The 19,097-nt window shown below is 62.7% G+C and carries 16 protein-coding genes and 1 pseudogene; 8 read left to right on the forward strand and 9 right to left on the reverse strand.

The genetic code is table 11. From position 1 onward, the window contains the following. The first annotated feature begins 25 nt into the window (after positions 1 to 25). The gene (locus tag LZC95_02035; protein ID WXA95621.1) at positions 26 to 358 is read left to right on the forward strand and encodes a hypothetical protein; all 333 of its coding nucleotides are present in this window, start codon (positions 26 to 28) and stop codon (positions 356 to 358) included. Here LZC95_02035 and LZC95_02040 read toward each other — a convergent pair. Next, positions 355 to 1,098, reverse strand: a complete 744-nt coding sequence (locus LZC95_02040) for a hypothetical protein (protein ID WXA95622.1) — start codon at positions 1,096 to 1,098, stop codon at positions 355 to 357. The two genes, LZC95_02035 and LZC95_02040, sit on opposite strands and share 4 nt — an antisense overlap. Here LZC95_02040 and LZC95_02045 point away from each other — a divergent pair. Together LZC95_02045 and LZC95_02050 are read left to right on the forward strand one after the other, a co-directional pair. Next, positions 1,097 to 1,648 carry a hypothetical protein gene (locus tag LZC95_02045; protein ID WXA95623.1) on the forward strand — a complete coding sequence of 184 codons (552 nt, stop codon included), beginning with the start codon at positions 1,097 to 1,099 and terminating at the stop codon, positions 1,646 to 1,648. The genes LZC95_02040 and LZC95_02045 overlap by 2 nt on opposite strands. Positions 1,649 to 1,664: 16 nt before the next feature. After that, the gene (locus LZC95_02050; GenBank protein WXA95624.1) at positions 1,665 to 2,165 is read left to right on the forward strand and encodes a peptidylprolyl isomerase; all 501 of its coding nucleotides are present in this window, start codon (positions 1,665 to 1,667) and stop codon (positions 2,163 to 2,165) included. Between the two features lie 15 nt (positions 2,166 to 2,180). On the opposite strand, the gene LZC95_02055 is transcribed toward LZC95_02050, so the two are convergent. Both LZC95_02055 and LZC95_02060 read right to left on the reverse strand, forming a co-directional pair. Further along, positions 2,181 to 2,627, reverse strand: a complete 447-nt coding sequence (locus LZC95_02055) for a hypothetical protein (protein ID WXA95625.1) — start codon at positions 2,625 to 2,627, stop codon at positions 2,181 to 2,183. Between the two features lie 112 nt (positions 2,628 to 2,739). Further along, positions 2,740 to 3,426 (reverse strand): annotated as a pseudogene (locus tag LZC95_02060) (zinc-dependent metalloprotease). Positions 3,427 to 4,144: 718 nt separating this feature from the next. On the opposite strand from LZC95_02060, the gene LZC95_02065 reads away from it, so the two are divergent. After that, entirely contained in the window at positions 4,145 to 5,056 is a 912-nt protein-coding gene (locus tag LZC95_02065) for an SDR family oxidoreductase (GenBank protein ID WXA95626.1), read from the forward strand. A 6-nt stretch (positions 5,057 to 5,062) separates the two neighbouring features. On the opposite strand, the gene LZC95_02070 is transcribed toward LZC95_02065, so the two are convergent. Continuing rightward, the gene (locus LZC95_02070; protein WXA95627.1) at positions 5,063 to 5,692 is read right to left on the reverse strand and encodes a redoxin family protein; all 630 of its coding nucleotides are present in this window, start codon (positions 5,690 to 5,692) and stop codon (positions 5,063 to 5,065) included. Between the two features lie 64 nt (positions 5,693 to 5,756). Between LZC95_02070 and LZC95_02075 the strand changes: the two genes are divergently transcribed. Continuing rightward, positions 5,757 to 6,938 (forward strand): glycosyltransferase, encoded by a 1,182-nt coding sequence (locus LZC95_02075; protein ID WXA95628.1) that lies wholly within the window; start codon positions 5,757 to 5,759, stop codon positions 6,936 to 6,938. On the opposite strand, the gene LZC95_02080 is transcribed toward LZC95_02075, so the two are convergent. Beyond that, a complete protein-coding gene (locus LZC95_02080; protein WXA95629.1) occupies positions 6,913 to 8,727 on the reverse strand; it encodes a hypothetical protein in 1,815 nt (604 codons plus the stop codon). The genes LZC95_02075 and LZC95_02080 overlap by 26 nt on opposite strands. Before the next feature lie 228 nt (positions 8,728 to 8,955). Here LZC95_02080 and LZC95_02085 point away from each other — a divergent pair, with 228 nt between their 5' ends. Next, positions 8,956 to 9,996 carry an ABC transporter substrate-binding protein gene (locus LZC95_02085; protein WXA95630.1) on the forward strand — a complete coding sequence of 347 codons (1,041 nt, stop codon included), beginning with the start codon at positions 8,956 to 8,958 and terminating at the stop codon, positions 9,994 to 9,996. A gap of 72 nt (positions 9,997 to 10,068) precedes the next feature. Further along, positions 10,069 to 13,698: a discoidin domain-containing protein gene (locus LZC95_02090; protein WXA95631.1), complete on the forward strand. Its 3,630-nt coding sequence runs from the start codon at positions 10,069 to 10,071 to the stop codon at positions 13,696 to 13,698. Here LZC95_02090 and LZC95_02095 read toward each other — a convergent pair. The 4 genes from LZC95_02095 to LZC95_02110 all read right to left on the reverse strand — a co-directional run bounded on the left by LZC95_02095 (position 13,671) and on the right by LZC95_02110 (position 17,969). Next, on the reverse strand, positions 13,671 to 14,561 hold the full coding sequence (locus tag LZC95_02095) for an alpha/beta fold hydrolase (protein WXA95632.1): 891 nt from the start codon (positions 14,559 to 14,561) through the stop codon (positions 13,671 to 13,673). The genes LZC95_02090 and LZC95_02095 overlap by 28 nt on opposite strands. A 26-nt stretch (positions 14,562 to 14,587) precedes the next feature. Beyond that, positions 14,588 to 15,574, reverse strand: coding sequence for a hypothetical protein (locus tag LZC95_02100; GenBank protein ID WXA95633.1), 987 nt, complete (start codon positions 15,572 to 15,574; stop codon positions 14,588 to 14,590). A gap of 105 nt (positions 15,575 to 15,679) precedes the next feature. Next, positions 15,680 to 16,567: a LysR family transcriptional regulator gene (locus LZC95_02105; protein ID WXA95634.1), complete on the reverse strand. Its 888-nt coding sequence runs from the start codon at positions 16,565 to 16,567 to the stop codon at positions 15,680 to 15,682. 10 nt (positions 16,568 to 16,577) lie between these two features. After that, the gene (locus LZC95_02110; protein WXA95635.1) at positions 16,578 to 17,969 is read right to left on the reverse strand and encodes an aminotransferase class I/II-fold pyridoxal phosphate-dependent enzyme; all 1,392 of its coding nucleotides are present in this window, start codon (positions 17,967 to 17,969) and stop codon (positions 16,578 to 16,580) included. 158 nt (positions 17,970 to 18,127) lie between these two features. Between LZC95_02110 and LZC95_02115 the strand changes: the two genes are divergently transcribed. Continuing rightward, positions 18,128 to 18,958, forward strand: a complete 831-nt coding sequence (locus LZC95_02115; protein ID WXA95636.1) for a methyltransferase domain-containing protein — start codon at positions 18,128 to 18,130, stop codon at positions 18,956 to 18,958. Positions 18,959 to 19,097 lie beyond the last annotated feature (139 nt).

Genomic DNA, 19,097 nt, shown 5'->3' on the forward strand with positions numbered 1-19,097 from the left:
TACATCGAAGGGGAGGTACGCCGCCATGAACCATCCCATTCGATTGGTTGCCTTGGTGCTCGCGATAGGGGTCGTGGGCTGCCCCACGGCCTCGAACCGTCGCGGTCTGGTGATGAATCCCATCGACGAGCGCGAGTCCCGCGTTCGGTTCTACACGCCGGCCGAGGCCCGCGAGGGCGACACGGTTCGCGTCTTCCGAGACAAATGCGGAACCGCCACCCGCGGCCCGATTTCACCCAATTGCCGTATGACGCCCATTGGCCAGGGGACCATCGTGCGCGTCATCGATTCCCACGAGGTGACCATGCAGTCCGAACCGGGCCTCACCGTCAAACAAGGCGATACCGTCGAACGCTAAGGCTCCACGGCCTCCAGTTCCTCGATGCCGATGCTGCGCTTTCGGGTGGCCGTCGTCTCGGGGTTGACGATGAACTCGCGCCGCACGATGAGCGGCGGCCCGCCCGTACGAACATGGTAAACGGTGCGCAGGGATTGGTCCCCGTCCTGCGGATCGAACAACACGCGGTACGCGGTGAATTCTCCTGCGGGCACACGCACGGGCTCGATGCGCTCGACCGAAACGACGAAGGGGCGCGGCGCCTTGCCCGGCGTGAAGTCGTCGATCAAATCGACGCGCGCGCGGTAGCCGGCTTGGAGCGGCTGGGCGAGCACCCACAGATCGAGTCCATTCCAAGGCCCCGTTTCCACGAATCCGGAAATGGGAATGTTGACCGCCGTGACGTTGCCTTTGCCATCGTCTTGCGTGCCCACGATGCGTTGCGGTTCGAACATGAAATGGGCGCGCGCCCGGACATGGAAATCGTCCGTTTCCAAGGTGGCCAGGGTCGCGCGATCGACCAGGGTGGTGCCCTCGAATTTGCCGCCGCGCTTGATATTGATCTCTTCGAAACGGTAATGGCGGCGCCAGACGGACTTGCCCGCTGCCGTATCGGCGTCCACGGAAACGTACAGCGTGGCGTGCCACGTGGGATGGTCACCATGGTGCTCGGTGTGGTAGCGCGTCTTCGACGGCTGCACGCCCGCCGACGGCGCCGATGCCGGTGGGTGCTGGCACGCGACGAGGTATAGTGCGCCCATGAAGGCAGGTGCGATGACCCCGGTTCTCATAGCAATGGGGTTGACGTTAGCATGCGCCAGCAGCACCGAGCCGCTCCAAGGTGCCAACACCATCTCGGGGCAGGTGGAGGGCCGTTCCCTCGAACTGCTCGACACCGTGGCGAAGATCTTTCCCGGCCCGCGCCTTTTCCTCGTGCTGTCCAGCGCCGGTGCGCTGTGCTTGGACTACGAGGGCGCCGGAGGCTTTTTGCAACACAAGAACGAGACGAGCCTCGTGTTGGAGGTGCACTTCGCCGGGGAGCCGGCGCCTGGCACCTATGCGGTCGACCCTTCTGCGCCACCGTCGACGGCGCATGCCTCGGGCCAATTCACCGTCAACGATGCCACCTGCGGGATCGCCTTTTCGCAGCCGACCGACGGTGGCGGGACCGTGACCATCACCAAGCTCGATTCCTCGGAGGTTGCAGGCTCGTTCGACGTCAAGTTCAAGGGTGGCGGTTCCCTTCAGGGAACCTTTCATCGCACCCAGTGCCCCGACTTCGTCGATCGCAACGCACCCGGGTGCAAATAAGAGCTACCTTGGGCCCATGCCGAACGTCCGGATCGAAACCAACAAGGGAAGCTTCGAAATCGCCCTCGACGAGCAGCGCGCCCCGAAAAGCGTGGCGAACTTTCTCGCCTACGTGGACGCGCAGCAGTACGACGGGACCATCTTCCATCGCGTCATTCCAAACTTCATGGCGCAAGGCGGTGGCTTCGATGGCGCATACTCCAAACGGTCGACGAATTCCCCCGTGCAAAACGAGGCAGACAACGGTCTGAAGAATCGCCGCGGCACCGTGGCGATGGCCCGCACGAGCGATCCGCACTCCGCGACGTCGCAATTTTTCGTCAACGTCGCCGACAACGACTTTCTCGATCATCGGAGCAAGTCGCCGGAGGGCTGGGGCTACACCGTATTTGGCACGGTGGTGTCAGGCATGGAAACCATCGACGCCATCGTCGCCGAGCGCACCGGCTCGGGCGGTCCCTTCGCCAAAGACGCGCCGCTTCAGCAAGTGGTCATTCACTCCGCGCGGCGCCTGTAGTTCTTTTTTGCCGGGTCAAGGGCCGCAGAATTTCCTGTTCTGCGACCCGCCGCCCGTCGAGTGGCACGTAAAGTTCGGGTTGGCCCGTTCGCGGCAGAAGGCGTTGGCGTCCGCGCCCGCGGGCAGGTTGGCCGATTCGCAGCTCAACACGCAGTACTTTTGCTCTGCCGACTGGACCGGGGAGCAGACTTCCTTGATGCCATTCGCGCATTCGCCTGCAATCGCGCAGCAATCCGCGTCCTCGGAGCAGGTGTGCGTGCAATAGCCATCCTTGAGTTCCGTGAGGCAAACGACATTGCCGCGCAATGCGGCGGCGTCCAGGCCGGAATAGCATTGGTTCGGGTTCGAACAGGTGAGACCCGTTGGGGGCGGACGGTCGTCCGAGTCGCTGGAGCTGCTGGAACAGGCCACGAGGGCAAGGCAGCCCGCGATGATGCTGGCAAATCGATGCAGGGTTTTCACGTCGGGTGCAGTGGTCCGACGCCCGCGCGATCAGGCAGCGCGGCCATACTTTTTTCCGCGACCCCCACCGGAGGCCCTTCCGGACGAGCAAGGGCCCCCGCCGGAGCGCTGATCAATACAGGTTTTGCAGGGCGGTGACGTCGGTGCTCGTGAAATTGCCGGTCTCGCTGCTGCGGAAGCAGGAGTTCATGAGCGAACCGCCCACCGTCGCCGTACTGGGCGTTCCGGAGATCAGGATCGCGCCCACGTCCGAGGCGCCTTCGTTGCCGCCCGAGCCGCAGCTGATGCTGCGATTGTAATAATCGGAGTGGCGGAATCCGATGGTGTGGCCAATCTCGTGGGTGATGACGTGTGTGACCACGCTGGTGCCGTATTGCGACGTGGACGAGGCCACGTTGATCGCATTGTAGGGGCGACCGCCCGACGGGAATCCGGAGCTACCGCCCGCCGAACCGGAGGTGAGGTTCGCCGTGATGGTGGCGCTGCAGCCGCTGGTGCTGCCGGTGGTCCGGCGCAACGAGAAGGAAAGGCCCAAATTGTTGTAGTTGGAAATCGCCCGGTCGAGCGCGGTGCTGAACGTGCCGGTGTACGCCGACCCATTGACGCAAATCACCGACACACTGCTGCTGACGAGGTTGGTCGTGCGGTATTGCTCTTTGGAGTTCGAGCCATCCGTCTGCAGCATTTCCCGCGAAGCTTCGAGGCTGACTGCGGCGTCCCGGCCGACGTAGACGACTCCATCGACCTCCATGATGTCGTCCGCAGGAAATCCTGCCTTAACGAGATTTGAGATGATTTCTTGGTTCGTCGATGCCGTGGACTCCGATGCATCGGAATCCGACGCAGCGCATCCCGTACCCATGGCCAGCATCGCCACGAAACCAATGAGAGTCTTCGCGTAGTTCGCTTTACCGAGAGTCATAGTACGCCCTTTCCCAGCGGATTTTCCGCTGGTCCCTGTGCGAAACGTCTTTCGACCGACATGACTCCGCAGTTCGCGCCGCGGCCGATTTTTCACGGTCCGCACGCAGTGCTCACACCGCAGGTCGAGCCTTCGTCCTCGAAGGCGACCCTGTGACTATTGCACAACTATGAAACGATCAACACGATTTACATTGCTTGACGATTTAATGTAGGCGCACGCGTCCCGTTATCGGTACGACCGAACGGCGGTAATGCCATGCGGCACCCACATGCCGTTTCAGCCCTGTTTCGAAATTCGAATTCGATGGCGAATCGACGGGACACTCCCAGCTACTAGGGAAGGTATACGCGTAACCAACCGGTGCGTAGTTTGGATCGTCTTCCACGTTCCTCGGACGTGCGTCCAATGGGACGGAGGTATTCGCAAGTCGCCAATATCGAAGTTCGCGTCGAGTGGATCGTTGCTCCGTCGCAACATCGTTTCGCGTTGCGTAATGCGAAGGGGGCCGTGGAGTTTGCGCCAGGAACCGGCGCCATCGTTACGGAAGTGCTCGCTACCTCGAAGGGAGGACTTCTCGTGATAGCCTGGCGCGATGGCACAATCACTTGCGGGGAAAGTGGCTTTGGTCACCGGCGGGACGCGCGGCGCGGGACGCGGCATCGCCGTTCAGCTCGGCGCCGCCGGGGCGACGGTCTATGTCACGGGGCGATCCAGCGGCTCGCAACGTTCGGAAATGAACCGGCCGGAAACGATCGAGGAGACAGCCGCCCTCGTGACGGAGGCCGGGGGGCGCGGCATCGCCGTGCAGGTGGACCATCTCGTGCACGAACAAGTGCGCGCACTGGTGGATCGCATCCGCGCCGAGCAGGGAGCGCTGCACGTGTTGGTGAATGACATTTGGGGCCTCACCAAGATGGAGTGGAACAAGCCTGTCTGGGAGTGCGATCTCGAGGGAGGGCTGCACCTTCTGCGCTTGGCGATGGATACGCACGCCATCACGAGCCACTTCGCTTTGCCGCTGCTCATCGAGAAGCCGGGCGGCCTGGTGGTCGAGATGACCGATGGCACGGACGAGTACAATGCCAAGAATTACCGCGTGTCGTTCTTCTACGATCTGGCCAAGGCGGCGGTGAATCGCATGGCCTTCGCGCTCGCGCACGAATTGAAGCCACACGGGGCGACCGCGGTTTCGCTCACGCCGGGCTGGCTGCGATCGGAAATGATGCTCGAAGTCTATGGCGTGACGGAGGCGAACTGGCTCGAGGCGACCAAGCGCCAACCGCACTTCGCCATTTCGGAGACCCCGTCGTACGTCGGCCGCGCGGTGGCAGCCCTCGCCGCCGACCCCGAGGTGTCGCGCTGGAATGGGCAATCCCTGTCCAGCGGACAGCTCGCGAAAATCTATGGCTTCACGGATCTCGACGGCAGCCAGCCCGACGCATGGCGATACATGGTCGAGGTGCAAGACCCCGGAAAACCCGCCAACGTCACGGGCTATCGATAATCGCGGTTAACTCTCTGCCAAGAGTTGGGCGATGGTGGCCTTGAGTTTGGCGTGGGCCGCGTCGCCCTCGAGGTATTGGCCGCCGGGGTGGACGTGGCGCACGATGCCTTTCTTGTCGAGCACGAAGGTGACGCTGGTCCAGCCGGTGTCGACCCCGTTCATCCAACTTTTCAGCGTGCGCCAATCTTTGTCGAAGGCGAGAGGGAAGGTGAAACCATAGCGCTTCGACGTGTCGCGGTAGACGCTTGGCTCGAAAGGGCTGTCCTCTTTGTGGTGGTACATGCCCACGACGACGAGGCCCTTCGAGCCGTATTCGCGATCGAATTGCCGCAACGCAGGCGCCGTCGCCGAGCAATAGGGGCAACCGGCCGTCCACCATCGCACGAGAACCACCTTGCCGCGAAGGTCCGCGAGGCGAAGGGGCGGCGAGTTGACCCATAACTCGGGCTGCCACTCCGGGGCGGGTTTGCCATAAAGGGATTCGACACCGGTGCGCGCCTCACGCGCGGGCTCGGAGGCGGAGGTCGTCGTCGTTGCTTGCGGCGGCGGCGGCGGCGGCACGGGCGTACGCGAACAGCCGCAGGCGAGGAGCGTTGCGCATGCGAAAACGCGGATGGGGGTAAGTCGCTCGAACATCGTACGGAAGCGTAGCACCCGAAATCCGTGTACGGCCGCTCGGAACGTGAGACACACGTTCCGCATGGGAAATATCCGAGTCGCATTGCTCTCCAAGGGCGACGTTCATAGCGTGGGTGGCGTTCAGACATCCGTCCAGCGCCTGGCGCACTCTCTCTCGGAGCATGGCCCATTCCACGTGGACATGATCACCCTGCGGCCCGATCTCGACGGGGCCTCCCGTGACGGCTGGTTCGATGAAACCCCGAGCACCACGAAGGACGGTGTCGCGCACTTCGAACTTGCGCCCTTCTGCACGTCGCCCGACCCAAGTGAACGCGGTTTTGCCATGCACCTCGCGCTCGTCGAGCTATGCCGCCGGCGCGCCTACGATCTCGTTCACGGCTTTTACGCAAGCACCGCGGGCTTTTCCGCCGCATACGTGGCCATGGAACGGGGGCTTGCGTCCGTGGTCAGCTTGCGCGGCAACGATATCCATCGCGACATTTTCCACGGCTCGCGGCTCACCCACTTGAGGTGGGCGCTCGAACACGCGACCCAAGTCACGGCGGTGAGCCGTGAAGCCCTGCATCGAGCCGACATCCTTTCACGCTGCGGGAACAAAGGTCGCTGCATCCTCAACAGCGTCGACCCCACGGCGTACCACGAGGGTTCGACGCGGCCTGAAATGGGGAGCCCCGTCATCGGCGCCATGGCCAAATTTCGCAGCAAAAAAGGGCTCACCGTGCTGCTGCGTGCATTCCGTCTCCTCCTGAAGGACTTCCCGGAAGCCCATTTGTGGCTCGTCGGCGACATCATCGACGAGGAAAAAGAATCGATGCATCGTGCGATGGACGAGTGCGGTCTCGGTCGCCGGGTCACCCTGACCGGATTCGTCCCCCGCCATGACGCGCTCCGGTTCCTTCGCGGCATGGACGTCTTCGTTTTGCCATCGCTCCACGAAGGATGCCCGAACGTGTTGCTCGAAGCGATGCTTGCCGGTGCGCCCATCGTCGCCACCCGCGTCGGTGCCGTTCCTGAAATGCTCGTCGATGGCCGCGAAGGCATCCTCGTGGAGCCTGCCTCCGTCCCCTCCCTTCATGCGGGCATCGTGTCGATGCTCCGCGGCGACCGATCGAGTTTCTCCCGTCATGCCCGCGACGCGGCGCTTACTCGCTTTTCGCCCCAACGCGAACGAGATGCCTTCATCGAGGTGTACGAAGAGGCGCTCCGCGCACGGGTCAATCCGACCCGAGCACGGTCATGATGCCGGCGTTCAGAGCGATGGTATGGCCGTACCGGTCGAGGATGGCCGGCGTGTACGCCGACCCGAGGGCCTGATCGAGGAATTGCCGATTCACGATGCGCCCTCCCTGTTCGATTTGGTACGTATGCCCATCTTCGCTGGTGACGAAGACGGTGCCGCGCACATCGACGGCCGGTGCATTGACGCACCACTCGAAGCCGCCCGCATGCTCCGGATCCTCGACGCAAACCACGTTGCCCGAGGCGTCCCGCTTGCACATCTTCGTCTCGGTGTTTTTCGTATTCCATTCGAGTTTCAAGTTCGCATCGAGTTGTGGGAGCAGGAATGGGCCGTACGTGCCGGTGGTGAGATAATCGTCGAAATAGTGATTGTCCTTGCTGATGATCGAATACGTCCCATCATGGCGCCAGACGGCGGGCGTGACGTCCCAGCCAAAATCGAAGTTCGCGAGGTACTCGCCGTCGGACGTGAAGGTGAACAAATGCCCGCGGCTGTAATTGTAATTGCTGATCGTGCCCAGTAGCAGCTTCCCATCGGGCAGCACCACCGGCGACGACGTATCGCCATCGACGAACGCGCCTGCCGGATCGTCGCCCGTCGTGCGGTCGACGCCAAAAGGCGCACCGTTGCGGCAAGGACTCGGCTCCGTCGGATCGCTCTCGTACGCATTGATGACCCCGCAGCCGTCGTGCACCAGACCCCGCAGCGAGCGGCTCCATCGGAGCGAGAGGTCCGACGTGCGAACCGCGATGAAATACGCATAATTCCGGTCTCCGACGGCGCGGCTTCCGGTGTAGAGCGTCTTGCCGTCGGCGCTGAGTGCCGGTGCCATATCGATGGGCGGCGCCTGCCCGAGGCAGGGGACGGGCGCTGGCGGCACCACCGCGCCATTCGCGTCCATCACCGGCCAGGGCAGGGGATCCCTCGGGCGCACGTAGCTGCCCCGGCACATGTCCGTGGGCGCCGGTGCACCCGGCGTGAGCGCGGTATAATCCACGACGCGGTATCTGCCATTCGCGCCAATCCGCACCAGGAGCGCTTGCGTTAGGCGTCTATCGGGATCGGCTTTGAGTACGTTGTAATACAGATTGCCGTCGTCATCGACCGTCAGCGGACTAGCGACATGGTACGCAGGGTCGACCACGGTGCCGAATGGATTGAGTCGCGCGATGGCGCGACCGTGCTTCGGTTCGACGACATGCACCGTGCCGCCGGCGCCTGGCACGAAGAGCACGCGCCGCCCCAGGGCCGATTGGAACACCTGTTCGAAGGCCCTGCCGCCCAGCACCGAAAAAGGCTTCCAATCGCTGGTGAACGTCCAGCGCTCGGAAAGGTGTCCATCGTCGTTGTCGTAGGCCACCATGTTCCAATGAATGAACTCGGTATTCTGCTGGCCGCACGGTGCAGGTTGGCCGGATCCGGGCGGATCGCACGGAACGAACCGTCCGCTTTTGCGCGACATGAAAACCTGATTGCGCCGTGTGAGCGGCATGGCGTAGTGAATCGCCAGGGCAGCGTTGGGGTGCTCGGCCACCTCCTGCTCCACGAATGGGTCGTAGATCGCCGAGGAGATCGTCTTTTTCAGGTCCTGCCCCACGACGCAGGTGCGATTCTGATGCGTTGCATCGCCGCCAAACTGCGTGCGATCGCTGCAATGTTTGCCAAAAAGGTCGTCCTCCTCCGTAAGCCCTTGCGTGCTGCTTTGCGGCGCCCCGTCCGAGTCCGAGTGTGCTCCACAAGAGAGCACGAGCAACGCCGCGGCGGAAGCCGCGAGCCATCCAGCATTCATAGGTCACCTCGTTGGGTTAAGTCGTGTCGATGCCGACACGCGAACCCCCAACGATACGTCTCTACGCCACTCGTGCAATTGACGATCAGGTGTAAATGTCCCAATGACATCCATTCTTGAAACGACGACGTGTCGTGCGAAAACACGCCAATTGTCCAAGGCCATGGACAGTCGTTCCAGAAGACCGCGCCTGTTCGGTATTTCGTCAGGACATCATCATTCGTCGTCATGAATGGACCCAAAACATTGGCATTCGGTGGCATGTTGGTTCTTCTGACGGCGTGCGGAGAGTCTTCCTCCGGAGCGAGCTCGGAGTCGCGCAGTGAAGGCGAGGACTTGGCCAAAACGCAGCAGCTGAACGTAAGCGTCTTTCCCGGGGCTTCCAATTGGCCGCTCTGGGTGGCGAACGAGAAAGGATTCTTTTCGCGTGAGCGAGTTCGGGTCGATGTGAGCCCGACCCCCAATTCCGTCGAACAGATGACGGGGCTCATCGAGGGACGCATCGATATTGCACTAACGGCCATCGACAACATCGTGGCATACCGCGAGGGCCAGGCACCGGTGCCGGTGCTCGGGCCGGATCTGGTGGCCGTGATGGGCATCGATCATGGCTTTCTTCGCGTCATATCGGCACCCGCCGTGCGCACGTACGAGGATTTGCGCGGCAAGACCGTGTCCGTCGATGCCCCGGCAACGGGATTTGCGTTCGTTCTTTACGAAATGCTCGACCGTGCTGGGTTGAAGTACAAGAGTGATTACACCATCGCGAGTGCGGGCGGCACGGCCAGTCGGTACCAGGCCCTGATGAGGGGCGAGCAGTCGGCCACGTGCCTCACGCCTCCGTACGACATTCAGGCCGAGGCGGCGGGATACCATCGCCTCGATACCGCGGTGGAGATTCTCGGGTCGTACCAGGGGCTCGTGGCCGGTGTTCGCCAATCGTGGGCCCGCGCGAACCGGCGCGCGATGATTTCGTACATTACCGCTTATCGAAATGCCGTGAATTGGCTTTACGATCCTCGGCACGAGGCGGAGGCCATTGCCATCTTCGGTCGCAACATGCCCGATATGCCGGCGGACGTGGCGGCCAAGGTCCACCGCGCATTCTTCGTGGATGCCAATGGCCTCTTGCGTGATGGGGCCATCAACGTCGAGGGAACGAAGATGGTGCTCGCGTTGCGTTCGAAGTACGCGGAGCCCCAGAAAGAGTTGACCGATCCCGCGCCGTACATCGATACGAGTTTTCTCGAGTCCGCATCATCGCGATGACGGGACGCGTTATGATGATGGGCGACATTTATGTCTTGATCTTCGGCGCGGTTCGCATCATCGTTCTACCGCATGACAACGTTGTCGCGGCGTCGGTTCGTGTCGGGGTTGGGTGCGGGCGCGGCGGCGCTGCTCGCTGGATTTCGCTTGGATGGCCCACGCGTCGCGCACGCGGGACCGGTGCAGGCAACGAGTCGCGACTTGGCTTTGTACCGGCCGGTCACGGCATCCTCGACCGACTACGCCGCGACCCAGCCGGCGTTCGCGGTCGATGGAGTGGCCAGCGCCGGCGTTCGCGGCTCGGGTTGGCGGGCAGCCCCGGGCGCTGATCCGCAATGGATCGCGGTCGACTTGCAGGCGCGCTGTCGGATCGAATCCGTCACGTTGACCTTCGAGGCGACCAAAGACGATCCTCCGTTCATTCCGTCGAACGATGGTGATCCCTGGCGGAACACCACGGGCTGGGAAGTGCTCTCGAGTGCCCCCACGGCCTTCCGCCTCGAAGTCTCCAATGATGGAACGTCTTGGCGAAGCGTGTACGAAACGACGTCGACCGCGGGCGGTGTCGTTCCGATTGCCTTGCCATCTCCGGTGACCGCGCGGTGGGTGCGTCTGCTGGTGACCCATCGGCTGCACGAGAACAACCCCGTGGGCCTGAACGGGTTCCAAGTGTATGGCACCTGCGATCGCGATCGCCCGCCGGCCAAAGGCTGGACTTCGTGGGGCACGCACCGCACCGAGGTCTTGCCCTTGGCCGCCGCGGCCGACGGCTCCGTGCCGCTCGAATCGGGGTGGGTGCTCACCTTGGACGATTGGGCGGGAAGCAGCGATGGCGCGGTGCTGTCGGGTGCGAACGTGGACGCCTCGGGGTGGCTGCCCGCGATCGTGCCGGGCACCGTGCTCGCCGCTTTGGTGGAAGAGGGACACCTGCCCGATCCCGTATCGGGCATGAACAATTTTCACGTGCCGGAGATGCTCTCGCGGCATGCCTGGTGGTACCGCAGGGCCTTCACCTTGCCACGCGAGCTCGACGCGCGTTCGGGCCGTCGCATTTGGCTCGAGCTGGACGGCATCAATCACAAGGCCGAAATCTGGCTCAATGGTGCAGCCATTGGCACCTTGTTGCATCCGTTCGCGCGGGCGTCGTTCGATATTACCTCCGCGCTTCGCTCGGCGCGGGAGCTGCAGGCGCTGGCCGTGCGGGTTACGCCCATGCCGACGCCGGGCAACCCCGGCGACAAGGGGGAGGACGGCAATGCCTTCGTCAACTCGGCGCGCCTGTACCTCGATTCGCCCACGTACCTGTCGGCCTCCGGGTGGGACTGGATGCCTTCGGTGCGCGATCGGGCGGCGGGCATCTGGAACCACGTGCGACTGCGATCGACCGGCGATGCGGTCATCGGCGATCCTCGGGTCAAGTCGGTGCTGCCGTACCTTCCCGATACGAGCGCGGCGGAGCTTACCTTGACGATTCCCGTCCGCAATGCGGGAAGCTCCAGTGCGTCGGTGATGGTGCGCGCGGAATTCGACGGTATTTCGGTGAGCAAGACCGTGTCCGTCGATGCCGGGGCCACGGTGAACGCGGTCTTCAGCCCCGCGGATCACCCCGAGCTGCGCCTCGAGGATCCCGAGCTATGGTGGCCCAACGGCTACGGCGATCCCGCGCTTCACGATCTTACGATTACGGCGTTCATGGGCGGCGAGCCAAGCGATCGCCGCACCACTCGATTTGGCATTCGGCAATTCGATTACAGCTACGATCTGCCCATCGTCATCGACCCGGCGACGAGCTCCGCCCGGCAGGTCGTCGATTTTCCGAAGCGCACGGCGCGCCATGTGCGCATTCAATGCGGACGGCGTGCCACGGGGTGGGGCAATTCGTTATGGACTCTATCGGTCCTCGACAGCGCATCGCCCGACGTCGATCTGGCGTTGCACGGCGCCGCCACCGCGTCCTCGACCGACAACCAGTGGAACGTCCCAGGCAATGCCGTCGATGGCGATCCGCGCACGCGTTGGTCGTCGGCCTACGAGGACAACCAATGGATTCAAGTCGACATGGGGCGAAGTGTGTCCTTCGACCGGGTCGTGTTGCTCTGGGAGACGGCCTATGCGGCGACCTTCACCGTGCAGGTGTCGGACGACGGCAATACGTGGACCGACGTGAAATCGGTGAGCAATGCGCCGGTTCCTCTGCGCATCAGCGTGAACGGTGTGCCCGTGTTCTGCCGGGGTGGCAACTGGGGCTGGGACGAGCTTCTCCGCCGCATGGTGCCCGATCGGATGAACGCCGTCATGCGGATGCACAAGGATATGAACTTCACCATGATCCGCAATTGGATCGGGTCGAGTACGCGCGAAGAGTTTTACGCGCGCTGCGACGAAAACGGCATTCTGGTGTGGAACGATTTCTGGCAGGCGGGCCCCTTCCTCGAGGATCCACCGGGGTATGGCGCCATCGCGCGGGATACGATTCTGCGTTACCGCATTCACCCCTGCATCGTGGTGTGGTGTGCCGCGAACGAGACGGATCCTCCGCCGGTGGTCGATACGGCCATTCGCAAGGCGGTGGCCGAAGAAGATGACGAGATTCTCTATCTCGGCAATTCCGCGGCCGGCTTCGTGTCGGGGCATGGTCCCTATTATTGGGTCGACCCTGCGAGGTATTTCGATCCGAGTACGTATGACACCGGTAACTTCGGTTTTCACACCGAGATAGGCATTCCCACGGTGCCCGTGGCCGAGAGCATGCGCAATCTGGTGGGCGACGCGCCGGCCTGGCCCATTGGCGCGGCCTGGTACCATCACGATTGGTCGACGAAAGGCAACCAGGGGCCGCAGCATTACTTGAGCGCCATCGACGAGCGCCTCGGTGCTTCGGAGAGCCTCGACGAGTTTTGCCTCAAGGCGCAATTCATCAATTACGAGAACATGCGCGCCATGTTCGAGGCGTGGAATGCCCACTTGTGGCAAGATGCCAATGCGCTCCTTCTATGGATGTCGCACCCTGCATGGCATAGCACCGTTTGGCAGACCTACGATTACGATCTCGACGTCAATGGCAGCTATTACGGCGCACGCAAGGGTTGCGAGCCTTTGCACATACAGGCCGATCTTTCGAAATGGCAAGTGATCGCGGTCAATCACACGCGGGTCGCAGTCGAAGGGGCCACCGCCATTGCCGAGTTGTACGATCTCGCCGGGCGTGCCCTCCCGGGTGCCCAGTCGCAGACGGTGAACGTGGGACCCTCGGCGACCGCGCCGGCCTTTACCGTGCCCTTTACGGACTCGTTGCCGTCGCTGCACCTCTTGCGATTGACCTTGATGGACGCCGAAGGCAGCGTCCTCGCCGAAAATACGTATTGGCGTCACCGCACGGCCGCGGACATGCGTGCGCTGAATGACGTCCCCCGCACCAAGGTCTCCGTGCGGGCCAGTGGCGTGCGCAAGGCGGGCGGCCGCCGCGAACTCGTGGCGACGGTGCGCAATCAAGGCAAGAGCGTGGCCGTCATGGTGCGCCTTTCCCTTCGCGATCGCCGCACGGGCGCCCGTGTTCTGCCCACGCAATACAGTGACAATTACCTATGGCTCCTCCCCGACGAAACCCGCACCATTGCGCTTTCTTGGGAGGACAAGGCCTTCCCCTCCAACGCCGTCCGCGTTCTCGTCGAAGGCTACAACGTGCCCCCCACGGAAGATTGACGCTTCCGGCCCGTGTGCCGCAAAATGGCATCGATGATGCGATCCCACGCGCTGCGGGGCACCTCGTGGCCGACGTGCTCGAGAACGAGGAGTTCGGCAACGGGGATCGCACGGGCGAGTGCCCGTCCATGCTCCAAATGAAATAACGGATCTTCGTCGCCGTGCATCACCAACGTGGGAACGGTGATCTCACCGAGCCTCGGCCACCATGGCCCCTCACCGTCGTCCCGCATCGCGTCGTGATTCAGCATCGCCGACGCAATGTCGAGATCGCGGTCCACTGCGTGTGCCGCAATGTCGCGCACGCCGGCCTCGTCGAAGGGATGCGCGGCGAAGGGCCGTGCACCCTCCACGATGAAATCGATGACCGCGGCACGGTCCGACCAATCCGGGAGCGGGGCTTGCGCGGCGTGCTCGAAATAGGCACGAAGCTCGTCGCTCATTTTCGGTAGACCAGGATGAAGCGCGCTGGTCGACATCAACGTCAGGGACGCCAGCTTGCCGGGATGATTCAGCGCGAAGAGCTGCGCGATGGCTCCGCCGCTCGACATGCCCACGACGTGGGCGCGCGCTAGCCCGAGAGCGTCGAGCAAACCCGCGGCGTCATCCACCAAATCGCGCGACCCATATTGCGGAGCGCCCGGTGCATCGTGCATCGAGCGCCCCGTATCGCGTTGGTCGTAACGAACGACGAAATGGTGCCCTGCCGCAAGCCGCTCGCAGAAAGCGGGCTCCCACCAATCCATGGACGCGGCCCTGCCCATGATGAGCAAAATGGGTGAATCCCCGGCATCGCCAAAGGTCTCCACACAAATATCGACCCCATTGGCGCGAACGACTCGTTCTCCGGATCGCGTGCTCATCGAACGGAGATAGCACGCGGACAGGCTCAGGGGAGTTCGTTGACGCCAACGGGCTGCACGTTGTCGACGAGGGAAGGATCATGGCTTCCCGTTTCGCCGGGCTTCGCCTCGGCTGCAACCGAACTTGCGGCGATGAAACCGCTTGGGCCACCCTTGACCGCGGTCACCGGGATCTCGATCGTTTGCTCATCGCCCGACCATAGCGGTTCGGCGAGCACGCACTCGACGATCTGCGGCATCAGTGGATCCTCGTCGGCAAGGAGCAGTTTGCAGCCGCGGGGAATCTCATCCTCGATCACATTGATGAAAAAGGGTGAGACGTACACGAGACGTACGGGATCGCGCGTTTTGTCGGGGCCTTGATTGCCCACGACGAGCTTTTGCGGTTTGATCTCGCCCGGCGCTATCGAAGGCACATCCCACGACAGATACACGTTGGCACTGTATTCGGAGGCCGCTGCCTTTTCCTGGCTCGTGGATTCGAGAAATGCCACGAAGGGTGCGGTGAAATTCGTCGTGAAGTTCACCTCCGTATCGACCCGTTCGTCCGGTGCGACGATGGCCGCGCCATAGGCCATGCCAACGAGTGTGCTGTTGCTCGTCGTCATGTGGAACGTAAACGTCACGCTGTCGCCTTCGCGAAGATCGGCGGGTATCGTGCAGTCCACGATCTCGGGCACGAGCGGGTCCAAGTTCTGGTACGCATACTCGCAGCCCTCCGGAAGCTCTTCGCTTCGATCGAAGTTGACGAAGGTCGGCGTTACGTAGACCAAGCGAGACTCGCCTCGCGTCGGCGCACCGGTGTTGGTCACCACGAAGTCTTGTGTGGCGGGTTTGCCAGCCTCGACGGAGGTGTTCGTCGAGAAGAGCTGCAGGTCCACCCGTCCCGGCGTGGCGAGCGCGCTCTCACTGCTGCCCACCGCCGATGACGGTTGCGTGCACGCCGATAGCGCAATCGAAAGGCCTGCGGCCGCGGTAATGCCCGCGGTCGTGCCGTAGCGACGTGTAAACATGATTTCCCCCCCGAGAAGACATTTGTTGTCCGCACTATCGAAGGGCAAGTTCCGACTCGATACTTTTCGTCCCTCGTGTTCGCTGCGGCGTTCGATGTCGTGTTGTCACCCGTAGCGCGCAAGCCAACCCGTGAGCCACTCGCGCACGGTGCGCCGGGTGGCTTCTTTCACGTTGTCTTGATTGGCGGCCAAGAACAAAGGGACGCGCACATTCCAGCCTTCGACATCGATGACGGAGAGGAGACCTCGCTCGATGTGCAAACGGGCGGCGAGGATGGGACCGAAGACGACTTGGGGGCATTGGACGGCGAGTTCCAGGCCCGTGCCGAAGGTTTGCACTTCGTGACCGAGTTTGCGCTCGCCCACGCGCAGAGGGCACTCATCGTCGCCGAACACGGCGCGTTGCGTGGTGTACGTCGGCGTGATGAAGGGGACATCCGCGAGCTTCGACGCGGGAATCGGCGGAGGACCGAGGGATTCGACCAATGCGGTATTTCCCACGAGAACGCTGCGCATCTCGCCGATTTGTTCGACGTGCCACGCGGCCCCGAATCCATCGGCACCGGTGGTCAGCGCCAGGTCGAAAAGGGCATCCGGTGCGAGGCCGCGGATCTGCGACGGTGGAAGCTCCACCCCGCGAAAACGATGTTGCGGCATCGCCTGCGCGAGCAGCGGCAAGCATTGGCCCAAAAGATACGAGGGTGACGCGATGGTGAGGAGCGCGCCCCTGCCGAAAGGATCCTCGCTACGGAGGGCGCGAATCGTCCCCACCACCTCGTCGAGCCGCTGGGCGATGCGCAGGCCCACCGCCGAGGGAATGCTTCTTCCCGCCCGCCGATCGACCAGCTTCATTTGAAATTGTCGTTCGAGCCGGCTAACGGCCTTGCTCACCTGCGACGGAGTCACGCCAAGTTGGCGCGCGACGTTCGACACGGATTGAATCCGGCATACGGCGATGAACGTCTCGATATCCGCGAGTCGTAGGTCAGGCAAGACCATTCATCTAGGTACCTGCGCCAACCTCGTCCACCCCTATTTGCCGTTGCGCGACCCGCGAACTTCGTTGACGAGCATCATAGTGAAAACCAGCATCGGCCAGCCGACGAAGCGCGACACGTATGGCATCGAAATCAGCACCGATGAACATACGCAAATAGGGAAGATGGTGCTGCGTCCCCGCCGCGTATGGCCAAGGCCATGCTGGCGCAAAGAGGACACCGGTGTCGCGAAAGCAATCCATCTTGAAACGATCCAGCCCCTCTGGAATCGAAGCGTAAGCTTTTGGCGCTGCAAACATGATATACGAGGTGGTTTTGCCAAGATGGACCGCAGCCTCGGGATAGTGCAGACGCGCCTTCATGAACTCTCCAATGAAGCGTCGCTTCTCCGTGTAGAGGCGTTGCTGATTGCGGAGAAATTGTCGGCTCTCCGGCGCTCGCAGCCAATCGGCCATCGCATGCTGGTGAACCCCGCCGTACATCAGCGAGTTGTGCAGTCGGTAGCGATTGACCAAAAGATCCAATATCGCAGGATCGGCCACCATCCCACCCAGGCCCCAGCCATTGCAGTGGAACTGTTTACCCAGCGAACGAACCGCCAGCCATCGACAGCGCGCGTCCGGATCGCGCCGGGTTGCGAGCTCGCACAGAAGAAGGCGCAACGCAGACGTTGCCGAAACGCCTTCGTCGTGGACCGCGAAATAGGCATCATCGACCAAGATGGCCGCCTTTCGGTCCATGGCGATTCGAATCAGCGCCGAGACGAAGTCCGCATCCCAGTTCACCGCCGTCGGGTTGTGTTGGGCGTTGATGACGACCATGGCCAGCCGCTCTTCGGGGTTGGCGTCGATGCGGTCGAGCACGGCGTGCACCTCCTCGAGGGAGGGACGGAATCCCGTCTCCGGGCGCAACGCGTGGTAGCGCACGCGGTACCCAAGCGGGGCCAGCGCACCCTCGTAATCCCAACTAGGGCCGGCGGCGAGCACCACCGGCGTCCTCGACGCCGACGCGACGTCGCCTCGGTCGAGCAGCAGGCGGCCAAAGTCGAACATCGCACTGCGGGTGCCCGACCAGGTCACGGCCACTTCGAAGTCGCGCCCCGTTTCGGCGACGCCGGCGAGCCCGTGGTCTTCGATCAAGTAATCGCGTACGGTGCGGCGGAGAACCGGCAAGCCGTACATGGACAGCTGATACCCGTGGACATGCCGAGGTTCGGAGGTCACGCGCGTGACCAGGCCCGGAGCCACTTGGTTCCAGGTCTCGCCAAAACTCATGCAAATGGGCGCGCCATGGGGACAGCCATCCTTCAAATACCGGGTCAGCAAGCCCACGTCGGGCATTCGGCTGGTGAGCACGTCGTCCTCGAGAAGCGATTCGAGCGTTTCCTGTCCGATCATTCCGGCTCCTTCATAAAATTCAGCGAACGCACCTTGGTGGTGCACCTCGCCGAATGTGCTTCATGGATGGCGGCTTGGACCAGGCCGCTGGAGGGAAACGCTCTTTGCCTGTTCGGCAATGGGCTTGGTCGGTTAACCTGTACTGTGGAGGATCGAACATGAGTGACGTGGGTGCGAGGATGCGAACCGGCCATCCGCATATTGCGGAGGGGGACGCCTACATTCTCGAGCGCGTCCGTGAGTTCGCCCGAAACCGCCGCGCACCGCGCGTGCTCAACGTCGGCTGCGGCGGTGGTTACCTCGCGTGGCGCCTCGCCGAGGAGTTCCCCGAGGCGCAGATCATCGCGCAGGAGGACTACGAGCCGGCGTTCGACGAACTGCGCAAGCGTCTCGGCAACACGCGCGTGCGGATGGTCACGGTGCCCCTCGAGCAATGGGCCGAGCCGGTCGACATGGTCATCGGCTGGGGCGCGCACCACCACATGGTGCCGTCGTACGTCGACCGTGTGCGCGACACCCTGACGGAGGGCGGGGTGTTTCTCCTCGGCGACGAGTTCTGCCCCGATTACTGCAACGAGGCCGACCGACGCCGGATCGAAGATGCCGAAATCATTGCCATCGTGGACGGTTTCGTCCTCACGAATGCCAACGAGATCGCCGAACACGCGCGCTCCGGGCGCGTTCCCGACGCGGCGCGCGAGATGGAATCACGGCGCCAACAAGCGTTATGGCGCTGGTACCGATATGTCGTCGATTATGCGATGGAGCGCAATCACATCGATATTGCGTCGTACGAGCTCAATGCCGCGCACAACGATCTGCTGACCGGCTCCAGCGAAGAGCACAAAGTCGCGGCCCGCATCGTGGAGCGCGATCTGGTCTTGCGCGGTTTCCGCCAACGCTCGCGCCACGCGCTGGGCCCCGTGGACGAGCCGGAACATCGAAGCTTCGTCCTTTACGAACTCGTATGTGACACCCCGCGTCGATAAAACTGGTAGGTAGGACCTCTATTGAGATCGAATGGTCGATAAGGCTGGATTTGCCATTTCGTCTCCGAATACGGTGGTGTGTGATCGGATCTTTGGGTAATGTATATTACCGTTGGCCGAGAAAGTTCTAGCCTTCCGC

Source organism: Sorangiineae bacterium MSr12523 (genome assembly GCA_037157775.1).
In the GTDB taxonomy this organism is placed as follows: Bacteria; Myxococcota_A; Polyangia; order Polyangiales; family Polyangiaceae; genus Pendulispora; species Pendulispora brunnea.

Excerpts from the sequence above, each read along its gene's own strand:
- LZC95_02035 (WXA95621.1), top strand. The coding sequence starts at position 26 with ATGAACCATCCCATTCGATTGGTTGCCTTGGTGCTCGCGATAGGGGTC.
- LZC95_02045 (WXA95623.1), top strand. The coding sequence starts at position 1,097 with ATGAAGGCAGGTGCGATGACCCCGGTTCTCATAGCAATGGGGTTGACG.
- LZC95_02040 (WXA95622.1), bottom strand. The coding sequence starts at position 1,098 with ATGGGCGCACTATACCTCGTCGCGTGCCAGCACCCACCGGCATCGGCG.
- LZC95_02050 (WXA95624.1), top strand. The coding sequence starts at position 1,665 with ATGCCGAACGTCCGGATCGAAACCAACAAGGGAAGCTTCGAAATCGCC.
- LZC95_02065 (WXA95626.1), top strand. The coding sequence starts at position 4,145 with ATGGCACAATCACTTGCGGGGAAAGTGGCTTTGGTCACCGGCGGGACG.
- LZC95_02070 (WXA95627.1), bottom strand. The coding sequence starts at position 5,692 with ATGTTCGAGCGACTTACCCCCATCCGCGTTTTCGCATGCGCAACGCTC.
- LZC95_02075 (WXA95628.1), top strand. The coding sequence starts at position 5,757 with ATGGGAAATATCCGAGTCGCATTGCTCTCCAAGGGCGACGTTCATAGC.
- LZC95_02080 (WXA95629.1), bottom strand. The coding sequence starts at position 8,727 with ATGAATGCTGGATGGCTCGCGGCTTCCGCCGCGGCGTTGCTCGTGCTC.
- LZC95_02085 (WXA95630.1), top strand. The coding sequence starts at position 8,956 with ATGAATGGACCCAAAACATTGGCATTCGGTGGCATGTTGGTTCTTCTG.
- LZC95_02090 (WXA95631.1), top strand. The coding sequence starts at position 10,069 with ATGACAACGTTGTCGCGGCGTCGGTTCGTGTCGGGGTTGGGTGCGGGC.
- LZC95_02095 (WXA95632.1), bottom strand. The coding sequence starts at position 14,561 with ATGAGCACGCGATCCGGAGAACGAGTCGTTCGCGCCAATGGGGTCGAT.
- LZC95_02100 (WXA95633.1), bottom strand. The coding sequence starts at position 15,574 with ATGTTTACACGTCGCTACGGCACGACCGCGGGCATTACCGCGGCCGCA.
- LZC95_02110 (WXA95635.1), bottom strand. The coding sequence starts at position 17,969 with ATGATCGGACAGGAAACGCTCGAATCGCTTCTCGAGGACGACGTGCTC.
- LZC95_02115 (WXA95636.1), top strand. The coding sequence starts at position 18,128 with ATGAGTGACGTGGGTGCGAGGATGCGAACCGGCCATCCGCATATTGCG.